14 protein-coding genes are annotated in these 13,493 nt (G+C 67.6%); 7 read left to right on the forward strand and 7 right to left on the reverse strand.

The genetic code is table 11. The annotated features are described in order from the left end of the window. Positions 1 to 7: 7 nt before the first annotated feature. From K3A84_RS14370 to K3A84_RS14380, 3 genes are all read right to left on the reverse strand, one after another. The gene (locus K3A84_RS14370) at positions 8 to 745 is read right to left on the reverse strand and encodes an adenylate cyclase (RefSeq protein ID WP_225010038.1); all 738 of its coding nucleotides are present in this window, start codon (positions 743 to 745) and stop codon (positions 8 to 10) included. Between the two features lie 68 nt (positions 746 to 813). Next, entirely contained in the window at positions 814 to 1,470 is a 657-nt protein-coding gene (locus tag K3A84_RS14375) for a DUF4230 domain-containing protein (protein WP_225010039.1), read from the reverse strand. Then, positions 1,455 to 2,375 carry an MBL fold metallo-hydrolase gene (locus tag K3A84_RS14380; RefSeq protein WP_225010040.1) on the reverse strand — a complete coding sequence of 307 codons (921 nt, stop codon included), beginning with the start codon at positions 2,373 to 2,375 and terminating at the stop codon, positions 1,455 to 1,457. Before K3A84_RS14380 ends, K3A84_RS14375 begins: the two co-directional genes overlap by 16 nt. A 73-nt stretch (positions 2,376 to 2,448) precedes the next feature. On the opposite strand from K3A84_RS14380, the gene K3A84_RS14385 reads away from it, so the two are divergent. Then, positions 2,449 to 3,933, forward strand: coding sequence for a glycerol-3-phosphate dehydrogenase (locus K3A84_RS14385; protein ID WP_225010041.1), 1,485 nt, complete (start codon positions 2,449 to 2,451; stop codon positions 3,931 to 3,933). Between the two features lie 128 nt (positions 3,934 to 4,061). Next, positions 4,062 to 4,505: a CopD family protein gene (locus tag K3A84_RS14390; protein ID WP_225010042.1), complete on the forward strand. Its 444-nt coding sequence runs from the start codon at positions 4,062 to 4,064 to the stop codon at positions 4,503 to 4,505. Positions 4,506 to 4,553: 48 nt separating this feature from the next. Here the strand turns inward: K3A84_RS14390 and K3A84_RS14395 are convergent, their stop codons facing one another. Then, on the reverse strand, positions 4,554 to 4,715 hold the full coding sequence (locus K3A84_RS14395) for a hypothetical protein (protein WP_225010043.1): 162 nt from the start codon (positions 4,713 to 4,715) through the stop codon (positions 4,554 to 4,556). A 243-nt stretch (positions 4,716 to 4,958) separates the two neighbouring features. Here K3A84_RS14395 and rho point away from each other — a divergent pair, with 243 nt between their 5' ends. Further along, positions 4,959 to 6,215: a transcription termination factor Rho gene (gene rho / locus K3A84_RS14400; RefSeq protein ID WP_225010044.1), complete on the forward strand. Its 1,257-nt coding sequence runs from the start codon at positions 4,959 to 4,961 to the stop codon at positions 6,213 to 6,215. A gap of 75 nt (positions 6,216 to 6,290) precedes the next feature. Here rho and K3A84_RS14405 read toward each other — a convergent pair whose 3' ends face one another. Beyond that, positions 6,291 to 6,674 (reverse strand): nuclear transport factor 2 family protein, encoded by a 384-nt coding sequence (locus tag K3A84_RS14405; protein ID WP_225010045.1) that lies wholly within the window; start codon positions 6,672 to 6,674, stop codon positions 6,291 to 6,293. A gap of 111 nt (positions 6,675 to 6,785) precedes the next feature. After that, complete coding sequence (locus K3A84_RS14410) at positions 6,786 to 7,484, reverse strand: dienelactone hydrolase family protein (protein WP_225010046.1); 699 nt, start codon at positions 7,482 to 7,484, stop codon at positions 6,786 to 6,788. Between the two features lie 140 nt (positions 7,485 to 7,624). Between K3A84_RS14410 and K3A84_RS14415 the strand changes: the two genes are divergently transcribed. Both K3A84_RS14415 and mnmE read left to right on the forward strand, forming a co-directional pair. Next, positions 7,625 to 7,891: a DUF6489 family protein gene (locus K3A84_RS14415; protein ID WP_225010047.1), complete on the forward strand. Its 267-nt coding sequence runs from the start codon at positions 7,625 to 7,627 to the stop codon at positions 7,889 to 7,891. A gap of 34 nt (positions 7,892 to 7,925) precedes the next feature. After that, positions 7,926 to 9,227, forward strand: coding sequence for a tRNA uridine-5-carboxymethylaminomethyl(34) synthesis GTPase MnmE (gene mnmE / locus K3A84_RS14420; RefSeq protein WP_225010048.1), 1,302 nt, complete (start codon positions 7,926 to 7,928; stop codon positions 9,225 to 9,227). Positions 9,228 to 9,303: 76 nt separating this feature from the next. Here mnmE and K3A84_RS14425 read toward each other — a convergent pair whose 3' ends face one another. Beyond that, positions 9,304 to 10,764: a PQQ-dependent sugar dehydrogenase gene (locus tag K3A84_RS14425; protein WP_225010049.1), complete on the reverse strand. Its 1,461-nt coding sequence runs from the start codon at positions 10,762 to 10,764 to the stop codon at positions 9,304 to 9,306. A gap of 194 nt (positions 10,765 to 10,958) precedes the next feature. Here K3A84_RS14425 and mnmG point away from each other — a divergent pair, with 194 nt between their 5' ends. Further along, entirely contained in the window at positions 10,959 to 12,806 is a 1,848-nt protein-coding gene (mnmG, locus tag K3A84_RS14430; protein WP_225010050.1) for a tRNA uridine-5-carboxymethylaminomethyl(34) synthesis enzyme MnmG, read from the forward strand. Then, positions 12,803 to 13,480, forward strand: coding sequence for a 16S rRNA (guanine(527)-N(7))-methyltransferase RsmG (gene rsmG / locus K3A84_RS14435; protein WP_225010051.1), 678 nt, complete (start codon positions 12,803 to 12,805; stop codon positions 13,478 to 13,480). Before mnmG ends, rsmG begins: the two co-directional genes overlap by 4 nt. Positions 13,481 to 13,493: the final 13 nt, after the last annotated feature.

Consider the following 13,493-nt stretch of genomic DNA (forward strand, 5'->3'; position numbering starts at 1 on the left):
GACGCGATCAGCGCGCCGCAATAGCTTCGACGTGCACCGCGAATGGAGCATAGGCGGCCAGTGCCAGGATCGCGGCCTGTTCCGCCACGATCACCGCCGGGCCGACCAGCGTGGCCGGATGGACGCGCCCGATCGTGCGCAGGTCGTGCCGCAGCGGGAAGGCGAAGACCGCGATCTGGAATGCGCGTTCCACCCACGGCCCCGCCGCGCCCAGCAGGGGGAGGGGCACCAGCCGCCCGAACGCGGGTTCGGTCACCAGCACCACCGAAGCGAGCATCAACCGCCGATGCCAGGGCGCATTGCCGCGCGCCAGCACGGCGGCCACGAACACCGCAACGAAGCCCGCAATATCCATCCACGTCAGCGCGACGAAATAGGGGTTGGTGAAGAACGGCGGCACGCGGCCCATCGCCACGGCCATGTAAGCGGCATTCACCGCCGCCACCGCGATGGCGGCGACAAGCGCGCAGGCGGCCCAGCCCAGCGTGCGGTGCAGCTCCATCGAGCGCGACCGCCCCAGCCGCGTCTGCACCACGAACAGGCCCATCCAGCCCAGCATCAGCAGGCCATGGGCATGGACCCACCACGGCGCAGTCGCCGGGTGGCTCAGCCCGCGCAGGGCGAATTGCCCGAAGGCAAAGATCACGAAAAGGCCAAGGCCCGTGGCCATGCGAACATGGAAATCGCGCTCGCGCGCAGCAGGACGCGATGAATCGAACGGTGGTAACGGTGCGGCAGTCGCCATTGGTCTGTCTCCCCAGCAGTCCCGCGCGGGTCTTTACGCGTTGACTGTCCGGCTTCCCATGGCGCCCGTCACATCGGAGTCGGCTCTCCGTCGAAAGATACCACAATCTTGACTTCGCCATAGCCCGCGACTTGCAGCGGGATGGCCAGGTTCTGGCGGATCGCATCCCTGGCTGCCCCGCGCGCGAGGTTCATCAGCACCGGATTGCCTGCCTGCTCCACCGCCAGCCGCTCCGCCAGGCGGGTATTGTCGCGCGTCAGCTTGTCCTGCGCCTCGCGCCCGATCCACACCCCTTCGCGCAAGTACTGTGCGCGCGCTTCGTCGAGATTGGGGCGGCTGACCACCAGCGGCGGCAGGCGCACGGCGAGAGTCTTGCCTTGCGCGTTCCACCGCATCCGGTCGCGCCCCACGCCGGACAGATCCAGCGTATAATCCACCCGCGCCGGGATCACCGCGACCTGCTTCGATTTGACCAGCCCGAACAGCCGCGCATCGTCACTCGACACCACCGGGGCGAGCTGCGCGCTGAACACCGTCAGCGTGTTCTGCTTCTCGAACGCGACGAGGCTGGTGGCGAGCGGATCGCCGATGTCCTCGGGCTTCCACAGCTTCCAGCCAAGGAACACGGCAATCGCCACCGCCCCCACGAACAGCAGCCAGGGCAGCGCCGAAACGCGCGCGACCGAAGCCGGGGCGGGGCGGGAAGGGGTCAGGTCAGGCTCCATGTCTCTCCCGTAACCGCCGCACGTCCCTGTCGTTCCAGATCGACCAGGTGCGCCAGCACCGACCGGCCCGCCGCGCCGGTCAGGCGTGGGTCCAGCCCCTTGTACATCGCGGCCACCATCGCCGGAATTTCATGCGGCGCCTCTTCCAGCAGTTTGACGATCTGTCGCTCGCGCTGCCGCCGGTGCCCCATCATCCCGCGCACGAACTGGCGCGGATTGTCGATCTGCGGCCCGTGCGCGGGGTAATAGACCTTGTCCTCGCGCTCCTGCAGCTTCTGCAGCGAGGCCATGTAGGCCCCCATGTCGCCATCCGGCGGGGAGACCACGCTGGTCGACCAGCCCATCACGTGATCACCGGTGAACAGCGCGCCTGTTTCCACCACGCTGTAGCACAAGTGGTTGCTGGTATGCCCCGGCGTCGCCACCGCCTCGATCGTCCAGCCATCGCCCGCCAGCCGCTCGCCATCGACCAGGACGCGGTCGGGCTTGTAGGTCGGATCGAACGCGGCATCGGCGCGCGGGCCGTCGTCGGCCAGCACCAATGGCGCGCACCCGATGATCGCCGCGCCGGTCGCCGCTGCCAAGGGCAGGGCGGCCGGGCTGTGGTCGCGGTGGGTGTGCGTGCACAGGATCGCCACGATCCGCGCGTCTCCCGCCGCCTTGATGATCGCCTCGACATGGCCTTCGCCATTGGTATCGGCATGGCCCGCCGCGCCCGTTCCTTGCGGACCCGGATCGATCACCGCGATCTCGCGCCCGCGCCCCACGAGATAGGTCTGCGTGCCGGTGAAGGTATAGGGCGAGGGGTTGGGCGCGAGCACGCGCCGCACGAGCGGTTCGAGCTCGACGGCAAGCCCGGTGTTCCACGTGGAACTGTCGTCGAGAGAGAAATCTGCAGTGGCCATGCCTGTGGGTATGGGGATGCTCTGCCCCCGAAGCAATATTGCATGGACGCCGATTGCAGCGCAGGATGCGTGCATGGAGCCGCCCTTCCTCTACGACCTTGCCGTGATCGGAGGCGGGGTCAATGGCGCGGCCATCGCGCGCGATGCCGCCGGGCGCGGGCTTTCGGTGCTCCTGCTCGAACGCGGCGATCTGGCGCAGGGCACCTCCTCGGCTTCGACCAAGCTGATCCATGGCGGCCTGCGCTATCTCGAACACCGCGAATTTTCCTTGGTGCGCGAGGCGCTGCACGAACGCGAAGTGCTCTGGCGCATCGCCCCGCACATCATCTGGCCGATGCGCTTCGTCCTGCCGCTGGTGCGCGAAGGCCGCCCGGCGTGGATGCTGCGTGCAGGCCTCTGGCTCTACGACCACATGGGCGGGCGCGAGGCTTTGCCCGCCACCGCGCGCGTCGATCTGGCTGGCGAGATGGCCTTTCGCGAACGCATCCGCCAAGGCTTCGAATATTCCGATTGCTGGGTCGACGATGCCCGCCTCGTCGTCCTGCTCGCGCGCGATGCCGCCGATCGCGGCGCCGAAGTGATCACCCGCTGCGATGTCACCCGTCTGGCGCGCGAAGGTAGCGGCTGGCGGATCGAAACGAGCGGTCCCAACGGCGGTGAACCCTTCCGCGCCGCGATGGTGGTCAATGCCGCCGGGCCGCAGGTTGGTGCCGTGATGGACCGCGCGCACGAAACCAAGCCGCCGCTGCTGCGCCGCGTGCGCGGCTCGCACATCGTCGTGCCGCGCCTGCATGACGATCCGCGCGCGTCGTTCCTGCAACTGCCCGATGGCCGGATCTGCTTTGCCATCCCCTACGAACACCGCTTCACCCTGATCGGCACCACCGATTCCGAAGAAGGCGCCGATGCCGACCCGCCCCGCGCCAGCGCCGCGGAGATCGAATATCTGTGCGACGCCGCCGCGCGTTATTTCCGCCACCCGCCCACGCCGGCCGACGTGGTCTGGTCCTATGCCGGGGTGCGCCTGCTGGCCGACGACGGCAGCGGCAAGCCCGAGGCGGCCACGCGCGGCTACCACTTCGCGCTCGATCGGGGCGCAGATGCCCATTCCGCGCCGTTGCTCTCGGTGCTGGGCGGCAAGATCACCACCCACCGCACGCTTGCCGAAGCCGCGCTCGAACGCCTCGGCATCGAAGCCGACGCGGGCTGGACCGCCACCGCGCCCTTGCCCGGCGGCGATTTCGAACCCGACGGGCTGGACGAGGCCGACAACCTGTTGCCCGTGGAGCAGGAAATCGCCGCGATCGCCCGCAACCTGCCGCGCGGAACGATCCACCGCCTTGCCCGTGCCTACGGCACCGATGCCCTGCGCTTCGCGCGCGGCGACATGGGCCGCGACCTTGGCCACGGCCTTACCGAAGCCGAACTCGATCACCTCATGACCCGCGAATGGGCGATGACCGCGCAGGACGTCCTGTGGCGCCGCAGCAAGCTGGGCCTGCGCTTCACCCAGGCCGAAGTCGAAGCACTGGCCCTGCGCATGGGCAGCGCCAGCTGACTCCCCTCCCGCCGGCGAGCGCGGGCGGAGACGCGCAATTCCCAAGAGGGCCCTTGCCAAGTCTTGCCCAAGCCCCGAAAGCCACCACTTGAAGGGGACCAGCGGAACATCAACCGGACGGGTCCATCATGCAGGTGCTGTCGATGCTCTATCTCTGGCTCAAGGCCGGCCACGTCATTTTCGTGATCTTCTGGATGGCGGGGCTGTTCATGCTCCCGCGCTACTTCGTCTATCACCAGGAGGATGGCCTCACCGGCCCGATGCACGCCACATGGACCGACCGCGAGCGCAAGCTGCTCAAGATCATCCTGTGGCCCGCGCTGACGATGGTCTGGGTGCTGGGCCTTGCGCTCGCCATGGTGATCGGCGCGTTCCAGCAGCCATGGTTCCACGCTAAGCTCGGCTTCGTGCTGATCCTGACGGCCTACCACTTCTGGCTGGCAGGCTACGCGCAGTCGCTCGCAAGGGGGGAAGCGCGCCTCACGGGGCGTCGCCTGCGGATGCTCAACGAAGTCCCCGGAGTCACCGCCGCGGTCATCGTCATCCTGGTGATCCTCAAGCCGTTCAGCTGATGAACCACAACCCCCTCCTCTTGCACGGAGGGGATTGGCGGCGGTGGCTCACCCCAACCGCATCGCCCGCAATCCATCGATTGCATGGCGCACCAGCACGCGGGGGGCACGCGGCAAGTGCTTCCACTGCGATCCCCAGGCATTGCCCGGCACGGGCGCGGCCTCGGCCTTCGGAAACGCATTCGCGCGCGGCGGCAGGTGAACGGTCATGGCATCCCTCTCCGTCTGAAGCGCGAAGGGCAACACGCCCTGGGCGCGTTGAAACAACGCCGCGCCCCCTCGCGCGGTTCCCTCCATCCGGCCAGCGCATGACCGATTGACCTTGCCTTACCCGCGGCTTATGCCGTGCCCGCTTTCCGGCGCCGGTGCGTTTCGCGCGCCACTTTCAGGTCCGCTTTCTCCAAGCCCCACGACCTTGCCGGTTCGGCCCCCTTCCTTTGCGGAACAAGACAGATGCATCTCAAGGAACTCAAGAAGAAGACCCCGGCCGAACTGGTCGAAATGGCCGAGGAACTGGGCGTCGAAGGCGCCAGCACCCTGCGCCGCCAGGACCTGATGTTCGCCATCCTCAAGGAGATGGCCGAAGACGGCGAGGAAATCCTCGGCATCGGCACCATCGAAGTCCTGCCCGATGGCTTCGGCTTCCTGCGCAGCCCCGAGGCGAACTATCTGGCCGGCCCCGACGACATCTACGTCTCGCCCAACCAGGTCCGCAAATGGGGCCTGCGCACCGGCGACACGGTCGAAGGCGAAGTCCGCGCCCCCAAGGACGGCGAGCGCTATTTCTCGATCACCCGCCTGATCAAGGTCAACTTCGACGATCCCGAAGCGGTCCGCCACCGCGTCAACTTCGACAACCTGACCCCGCTCTATCCCGACGAGCGCCTGAAGCTCGATACGCTGGACCCCACGGTCAAGGACAAGTCGGCCCGCGTGATCGATCTGGTCTCGCCGCAGGGCAAGGGCCAGCGCGCGCTGATCGTCGCCCCGCCGCGTACCGGCAAGACCGTGCTGCTGCAGAACATGGCCAAGGCCATCACCGACAACCACCCCGAAGTGTTCCTGATCGTCCTGCTGGTCGATGAACGCCCGGAAGAAGTCACCGACATGCAGCGCAGCGTGAAGGGCGAGGTCATCTCCTCCACCTTCGACGAACCCGCCACGCGCCACGTGCAGGTCGCTGAAATGGTCATCGAAAAGGCCAAGCGCCTCGTCGAACACAAGCGCGACGTGGTCATCCTGCTCGATTCGATCACCCGCCTCGGCCGCGCCTACAACACCGTCGTGCCCTCGTCGGGCAAGGTGCTGACCGGCGGTGTCGACGCCAACGCCCTGCAGCGCCCCAAGCGCTTCTTCGGTGCGGCCCGCAACATCGAGGAAGGCGGCTCGCTCTCGATCATCGCCACCGCGCTGATCGACACTGGCAGCCGCATGGACGAAGTGATCTTCGAAGAGTTCAAGGGCACCGGCAACAGCGAAATCGTGCTCGACCGCAAGGTCGCCGACAAGCGCATCTTCCCCGCGCTCGACGTGGGCAAGAGCGGCACCCGCAAGGAAGAGCTGCTCGTGCCGCGCGACCAGCTCAGCAAGATGTGGGTGCTGCGCCGCATCCTCATGCAGATGGGCACGGTCGATGCGATGGAATTCCTCCTCGACAAGATGAAGGATTCCAAGACCAACGAAGACTTCTTCGCGACGATGAACCAGTAAGCGATCGTCCGCAGCGTCAAACCGAAAAGGGGGCCATCTGGCCCCCTTTTTTTCATTTCAGATCAGTGGTTTGCGTTACATCTTCTGCAACTGCGCGCCCATCTGTTCCCACACCTTGTTGATCGCCTTCAGCGGGCGTACCATCACCTTGAAGTCGATGATGCGGCCTTCCAGATCGAAGCGGATCATGTCGATGCCGTTGATCTTGATCCCGTCCAGCTCGTTGACGAACTCCAGCACGACGTTCTCGCCGTCGACGATCTCGCGCACATAGGCGAAGCTCTCGTTGCCCAGCACTTCGCCCGCCGCCAGCAGGTACTTCATCACGATCTCGCGCCCCGCCTGCGGGGTGTGCACCACCGGCGAATGGAACACCGCATCGGGGTGGATCAGCTCTTCCAGCAGCGCCGGATCCCCGCTCTGCATGTAACGGTGCCACGCACCGAGTCCGAGTTTCATGTGTTTCATCTCCCTATGCGGTCTTTCCGCCCTTATTGCGCGTGCCCCCGCGCGCGCCATTGATCCTGCGCAAGCGGGGGAGGGTGCAGGGTGCAATCCTCCCGCACCCGCTTACTTCAGGTGCTGCGCCAGGAATTCCAGCGTGCGCCCGTCGGCCAGCGCGGCCCCGGCTTCGTCACGACGGTTGCCCAGTTCGGCGGCAAAGCCGTGGTCCAGCCCTGCGTAGTCGTGCAGCGTCACCTTGGGGTGGGCATCCAGCGCATCGTGGATCGCCTTCTGTGCCTCGGGTCCGACGAAGTGGTCGGCGGTGGGGATGTGCAGCATCAGCGGGTTGGCGATGGCGTGCGATTCGTCGAGCATCTGGTCGATCATCACGCCGTAATAGCCGACCGACGCGTCGATATCGGTGCGCGTCGCCGCCATGTAGGCGAGGCGGCCGCCCAGGCAGAACCCGACGAGGCCCACCTTGTCCACCGCCTGTTCGTGCCGCAGCCAGCGGATCGCGGCCTCGATGTCCTTGACGCCATCGTTGGCATCGTACTGCTGGAAATAACCGAAGGCCTCCTGCATCTGCTCGGGCACATCGGGGCTCAGCTCCACGCCGGGGGCAAAGCGCCAGAAGATATCGGGAGCCAGCGCGACGTAGCCGAGCTTGGCCCAGTTGTCGCACTTCTGGCGGATGCCTTCGTTGACGCCGAAGATCTCGGGCACCACGATCACCGCCGCCTCGCTCTGTCCTTCGGGACGCGCGACATAGACGGGAATTGCGCCTTCGCCCTGGAATCCGGGAATCGTCGTCTTCTCACCCATGGTCTTCATCCTGATTGCGTCATGCCTTGGTCGATGGCCAGCTTGGCCCCGCCGGTGGACTTTGCCAAGCGCAAGTGACAGTCTTGCAAGGGCCTGAAATGTGCGAAGGTTCCCCCTTCGCACCAGAGAGGAAGCGCGCCATGAAAGTGAACGTCGAAGTCGACTGCACCCCCGAAGAGGCCCGCCGTTTCCTCGGCCTGCCCGACGTGTCCCGCGCCAACGACGTCTATGTCGATGCCATCGCCAACGCGATGAAGGGCGTCACCTCGCTCGACCAGCTCGGCACGTATGCCAAGCAGCTCGCACCGATGGGCGAAATCGGCATGAACATGTTCAAGCAGTTCATGGAACAGGGCGCAGGCGCCGCCATGGCCGGGTTCAAGGCAGGGGCACCGAAGAAGGATTGAGGACTCCGCCCCGCGCGCCTAGGACCGCCGCGAAATGGCCATCGACACCATCTTCGCGCTGTCCTCGGGCGCGCCGCCTGCCGCCATCGCCGTGCTGCGCATCAGCGGCCCCGCTGCGGGCGAGGCACTGCGCGCACTGGCCGGGCGCTTGCCTGCCCCGCGCCGCGCCAGCCTCGCCATGCTGCGCGATCCCGAATCCGGCGACCTGCTCGACCGCACGCTCGTCTTCTGGCTACCCGGCCCCGCCACCGCGACGGGCGAGGACAGCGCCGAGCTGCACCTCCACGGCGGCCGCGCGGTCGTCGCCGCAGTCGAAGCCGCGCTCGCCCGCTTGGCCGGTTTGCGCCGTGCCGAACCGGGCGAATTCACCCGCCGCGCCTTCGCCAACGGCCGCATGGACCTTGCCGAAGCTGAAGGCCTCGCCGACCTGCTCTCCGCCGAGACCGAACTGCAGCGCCGTACGGCGCAGGCCATGGCTTCGGGCGCGCTCTCGCGTGCGGTAAATGATTGGCGGGAAAGGCTTCTTGCCCTGTCCGCCCGTCTCGAAGCCGCGCTCGATTTCAGCGACGAGGACGATGTGGGGGAAGGGGGCGCGCTGCTCCCCGCAGGCTTCGCCCCGGCCTGCGCAGGCCTCGCTGCCGACATCGCGCAGTGGCTTGCCCGCCCGCGCGCCGAACCCTTGCGCGAAGGCTTCCGCGTGGTGCTGGCAGGGCCGCCCAATGCGGGCAAGTCCACGCTATTCAACGTGCTGGTCGAAGCCGAAGCCGCGATCACCGCGCCCGAGGCTGGCACCACGCGCGACGTGCTGACGCGCAGCGTCGCGCTTGATGGCGTGCCCTTCACCTTTGCCGACACTGCAGGCCTGCGCGACGAAGGCGCAGGTCATGTCGAACGCATCGGCATCGAACGCGCACTGGCCGAAGCGGCGCAGGCCGACCTCGTGCTCTGGCTCGGCCCGGAAGGGCAGGGGCCTTCCACCACGCCGCTGTGGGAGATCGACGCGCAGGCCGATCGCGCCGACGTTGCGCGCAAGGCGGCCCCCGATCACCGCCTTTCCGCCCGCACCGGCGAAGGCCTTGCCGCCCTTCGCGCCGCGCTCGTCACCCACGCGCGGGCCGCCATGCCCAAGCCGGGCGAGGCCGCGCTCAACGCGCGCCAGCACGGATTGCTCGGTCAGGTCGCCGATGCGCTCGCGCGAGCCCCGGGCGAGGGCGACCCGCTGCTCGCCGCCGAACACTTGCGCCTCGCACGCCGCGCGCTCGATGCGCTGGTCGGGCGCACCGGCACCGAAGACATGCTCGACGCCCTGTTTGGCCGCTTCTGCATCGGCAAATAAAAACCCCCTCCGGGTCAGCGGAGGGGGTGATCGTAGTGGCCCGTCAAACGCTCCACTGTTCCACGTGGAACAGGGGTCAGGGCCGCGGCTTGGTCAGATCCGAATTCTCGTCCGGCCGCGCCATGAACTTCACGCCCTTGCCGTCGGTCGGCATCGTGCCCGAAGGGATCGCCGTGATCGCGGCAGCAGGCTTCGCCCCCGGCGCAGTCACGCGCCAGATCACGCCGCCGGTGTCGTCGCTCACCAGCAGCGCACCGTCCTTGGCAAAGGCCACCCACGTCGGCCGCCCCTTGGCCTTCCCGTCGGGGGTGAGGAACCCGGTCAGCACCGGAACCGGCTGGTTGGGCAGCACGTTGCCGCGATCGTCGAAGCCGACGAAGATCACGTCATAGCCCGACAGCGGCTTGCGGTTCCACGATCCATGGCGCGCGATGAAGGCGCCGCTGGCGAACTGCGCGCCCATCAGGTTGCCGCCGCGCGCAAAGGCGAGACCGAGCGGGGCGGTGTGCGCGCCCAGCGCATAGTCGGGCTTGCGCACGTATTCGAGCATGTACTCGGGCATCGGCTCCTTCACGCGCCAGTCGATGTTCTTCTTCCAATAGGCCCAGGGCCAACCGAAGGTCGCGCCCAGCGGCACGCTGGCGAGGTAGTCGGGCACGAGGTCCGAGCCGAGCATGTCGCGCTCGTTGACCACGGTCCACAGCTCGCCCGTGCGCGGGTTGAAGTCGATCCCGTTGGGATTGCGCAGGCCGGAAGCGAACTCGCGCTCGGTCTTCTTGGCAAAATCGTATTCGTGGATCGCGGCGCGGCTGCGTTCCTGCGCAATGCCGTTTTCGGCGATGTTCGAGGACGACCCGACCGTGGCGTAGAGCTTCTGCCCGTCCGGGCTCAGCGCCAGGTTGCGCACCCAGTGCATGCCGCCTGCGGGCAGGTCCATCAGCTTCTCGGGCTTGCCGACAAGCGCTGTCTGCCCTGCGGTGAAGGGCCAGGACACCACCGCATCGTTGTTGGCCACGTAAAGGCGGCCCTCGCGCAGCACCATGCCGAACGGCGAATTGAGCGCGGGATTTTCCATCACGATCTTCTGGTCGGCCTTGCCGTCACCATTGGCGTCACGCAGCAGCACGATCTTGTTGGGCGAGGGATCGCCCGCGCCGACCGTCTTCATCAGGTAGTCCATCACTATGCCGGTCACCCCGCCGGGCCCGCGCGAAGGCGGTGCATTGGTTTCAGCGACCAGCACGTCGCCGTTTTCCAGCACCACGACACTGCGCGGATGGTCCAGCCCATCGGCAAAGCGCGTGACGGCCAGCCCCTTGCCCGCGACCGGCGCCTCGCCCGCCTGCCAGCCGATCGGCTTGGCCAGTCCCAGAGTGGGGAAGGTCTGCGGGTCGGGCTCAGCCAGCTTGGGCTTCGGCCCGGTGGTATCGGCCAGCGAGTACTCAGCCGGGCTCCCCCGTAGCACCCACGCGACGAACAGGCCCAGCGCCACGACGATGACGACCAGGCCGATGATGATCTTGCGAAAACGTGTCATGCCCCAAGATTAGGGGCACCCGCGCCGCTTTGCTACTCCGATCTGAAGTGGGCAAGCCTCGCGGACTCCCCTCCCGCAAGCGGGAGGGGCTGGGGGTGGGCCGGTTACGACCCCCAGCATGTTCCACGTGGAACACAGCCCATCTCCGACGCGCCACCTTTGACGCGCCGCACCACTTCGCGTATCCGCTCCCCATGCATTCCTTCGATATCATCGTGGTCGGCGGCGGGCACGCCGGCGTCGAGGCGGCGGCTGTCGCCGCGCGCATGGGCGCGAAGACCGCGCTGGTCAGCTTCGATCCCGCCACCATCGGCGCGATGAGCTGCAACCCCGCGATCGGCGGGCTGGGCAAGGGACACCTCGTGCGCGAGGTCGATGCCTTCGATGGCTTGATCGCCCGCGCCGCCGATGCCGCCGCGATTCACTACCGGATGCTCAACCGCAGCAAGGGCAGCGCGGTGCAGGGGCCGCGCGTTCAGGCTGACCGGAAGCTGTTCCGGGATGCCATCCAGCGCATGATCGGCGCGCAAGCCGGTCTCACCGTCGTTCCCGGCGAAGCCGCCGCGCTGCGGCTTGCAGGCGGCAGGGTCACGGGGATCGACCTTGCCGATGGCACCGCCTTGCAGGGCGGTGCGGTCGTGCTTTGCACCGGCACGTTCCTTGGCGGACGCCTGTTCCGGGGTGAGGAGCGGATGGAAGGCGGGCGCATCGGCGAGAATGCCGCCCACCGTCTCGCGCAGCAATTGCGCGGGGCCGACCTGCCGATGGCTCGGCTCAAGACCGGCACGCCGCCCCGGCTCGATGGCCGCACCATCGATTGGGCGCGCCTGCCCGAACAGCCGAGCGACGCCGATCCGTGGACGATGTCACCACTGACGTCAGTTCGGTCTGTGCCGCAGGTGTTCTGCGCCATCGCCCGCACCAATGAGCGCACGCACGATGCCATCCGCGCCGGGCTCGATCGCTCGCCGATGTTCACTGGCGCGATCGGGGCGCAGGGGCCGCGCTATTGTCCCTCGATCGAGGACAAGATCCACCGTTTCGGTGATCGCGATGGCCACCAGGTCTTCCTCGAACCCGAAGGGCTGGACGATCCCACTGTCTATCCCAACGGTGTCTCCACCTCGCTGCCCACCGATGTGCAATGGGCGATGATGCGCAGCATCGAAGGGTTGGAGCAGGTCGAGATCACCGTGCCCGGCTACGCCGTCGAATACGATCACATCGACCCGCGCGCGCTCGATCGGGGCTTGCAGGTCAAGGTCATGCCCGGCCTCTATTGCGCGGGCCAGATCAACGGCACCACCGGCTATGAAGAGGCGGCGGCGCAGGGTCTCGTCGCCGGCATGCACGCCGCCGCCGCCGTGATGGGCCGTGAAGGCCCGGCGCTCGATCGTGCCAATTCGTACATGGCGGTGATGATCGACGACCTGACGCTGCATGGCGTCAGCGAGCCCTATCGGATGCTCACCGCGCGCGCCGAGTATCGCCTGCGCCTGCGCGCCAACAATGCCAGTTCGCGGCTGACGCCGCTGGCGATCGCGCTTGGCTGCGTCGGCGCGGAACGCCAGCGCTGGTGGGAGCAGCGGCAGTACGCACGCGTACGGTTGGAGCGGGGCCTCGCGCACGAAGTGACGCCCAGCGAGATGGCGCGCGAAGGGCTCTCGGTTCGTGCCGACGGCGCGCGTCGTCCGCTGATGGAGTGGCTGCGCTTTCCCGAAGTCACGCTCGATGGCCTGCGTGCATGGTTGCGGGATGAAGCCTTCGACCCGCTGCTGGTCGAGGAAGTCGAGGAGGACGCGGCCTACGCGCCTTACCTCGCGCGGCAGGATGCGGAGCTGCGCGACTTGCGCGCGAGCGATGCCGTGCCGTTGGGGCAGGGGTTCCCCTATGCTGACGTGCCCGGCCTCTCGCGCGAGATGGTCGAGCGGCTGGAGCGCGCGCAGCCGGATACGCTGGCGTCGGCAGGGCGGCTGGCCGGGATCACCCCGGCGGCGCTTGCCAGTCTGCTCGTTCACGCACGCAGGAGGCAGGCCGCATGATCGAGACCGAGGACCAGGCGCAGGATTGGCTGCGCGATGTGCTGGGCGTCGATGCGGCGGGTATGGCCCGGCTGGCTCGGCTGGCCGAACTGTTGATCGACGAGAATACGCGGCAGAACCTCGTCGCGCGCGGGACGCTGCCTCACGTCTGGCAGCGACACATCCTCGATAGCGCGCAATTGCTGGCCTGTGTTCCACGTGGAACAATGCCGGAGGGGCCATGGCTCGACCTCGGAACCGGGGCGGGCTTCCCCGGTCTCGCCATCGCCGCGCTCGAGCCCGACCGCCCGGTCACGCTGGTCGATTCGCGCCGCCTGCGCACCGACTGGCTGGCGCGCTCGGCGGCGGATCTCGGGCTGGCGAACGTCGATGTCGTGCTCTCGCGTGTCGAGGACCTGCCCGGTCGTCACTACGCGGTCATATCGGCGCGCGCTTTCGCGCCGCTCGACAAGTTGCTGCACCTGTCCGCCCGCTTTTCCACACCGGAGACACTTTGGCTGTTGCCGAAGGGGGCGAAGGCCGCGCATGAAGTGCAGGAGCTTCCCGCATCCTGGAATCACCTGTTCCACGTGGAACAATCGCTCACCGATCCGCAGGCCGGCGTCATCGTTGGCAGGCTCGCCGGACAGGACGGGGCCAGGTCCTACAAGCGTCACTCGCGTGACCTTGGGTAACTTTCGAGGCACG

The organism is Novosphingobium percolationis (assembly GCF_020179425.1).
Lineage (GTDB): Bacteria > Pseudomonadota > Alphaproteobacteria > Sphingomonadales > Sphingomonadaceae > Novosphingobium > Novosphingobium percolationis.

Coding starts and splice junctions, on each gene's coding strand:
- K3A84_RS14370 (WP_225010038.1), bottom strand. CDS start 745: ATGGCGACTGCCGCACCGTTACCACCGTTCGATTCATCGCGTCCTGCT.
- K3A84_RS14375 (WP_225010039.1), bottom strand. CDS start 1,470: ATGGAGCCTGACCTGACCCCTTCCCGCCCCGCCCCGGCTTCGGTCGCG.
- K3A84_RS14380 (WP_225010040.1), bottom strand. CDS start 2,375: ATGGCCACTGCAGATTTCTCTCTCGACGACAGTTCCACGTGGAACACC.
- K3A84_RS14385 (WP_225010041.1), top strand. CDS start 2,449: ATGGAGCCGCCCTTCCTCTACGACCTTGCCGTGATCGGAGGCGGGGTC.
- K3A84_RS14390 (WP_225010042.1), top strand. CDS start 4,062: ATGCAGGTGCTGTCGATGCTCTATCTCTGGCTCAAGGCCGGCCACGTC.
- K3A84_RS14395 (WP_225010043.1), bottom strand. CDS start 4,715: ATGACCGTTCACCTGCCGCCGCGCGCGAATGCGTTTCCGAAGGCCGAG.
- rho (WP_225010044.1), top strand. CDS start 4,959: ATGCATCTCAAGGAACTCAAGAAGAAGACCCCGGCCGAACTGGTCGAA.
- K3A84_RS14405 (WP_225010045.1), bottom strand. CDS start 6,674: ATGAAACTCGGACTCGGTGCGTGGCACCGTTACATGCAGAGCGGGGAT.
- K3A84_RS14410 (WP_225010046.1), bottom strand. CDS start 7,484: ATGGGTGAGAAGACGACGATTCCCGGATTCCAGGGCGAAGGCGCAATT.
- K3A84_RS14415 (WP_225010047.1), top strand. CDS start 7,625: ATGAAAGTGAACGTCGAAGTCGACTGCACCCCCGAAGAGGCCCGCCGT.
- mnmE (WP_225010048.1), top strand. CDS start 7,926: ATGGCCATCGACACCATCTTCGCGCTGTCCTCGGGCGCGCCGCCTGCC.
- K3A84_RS14425 (WP_225010049.1), bottom strand. CDS start 10,764: ATGACACGTTTTCGCAAGATCATCATCGGCCTGGTCGTCATCGTCGTG.
- mnmG (WP_225010050.1), top strand. CDS start 10,959: ATGCATTCCTTCGATATCATCGTGGTCGGCGGCGGGCACGCCGGCGTC.
- rsmG (WP_225010051.1), top strand. CDS start 12,803: ATGATCGAGACCGAGGACCAGGCGCAGGATTGGCTGCGCGATGTGCTG.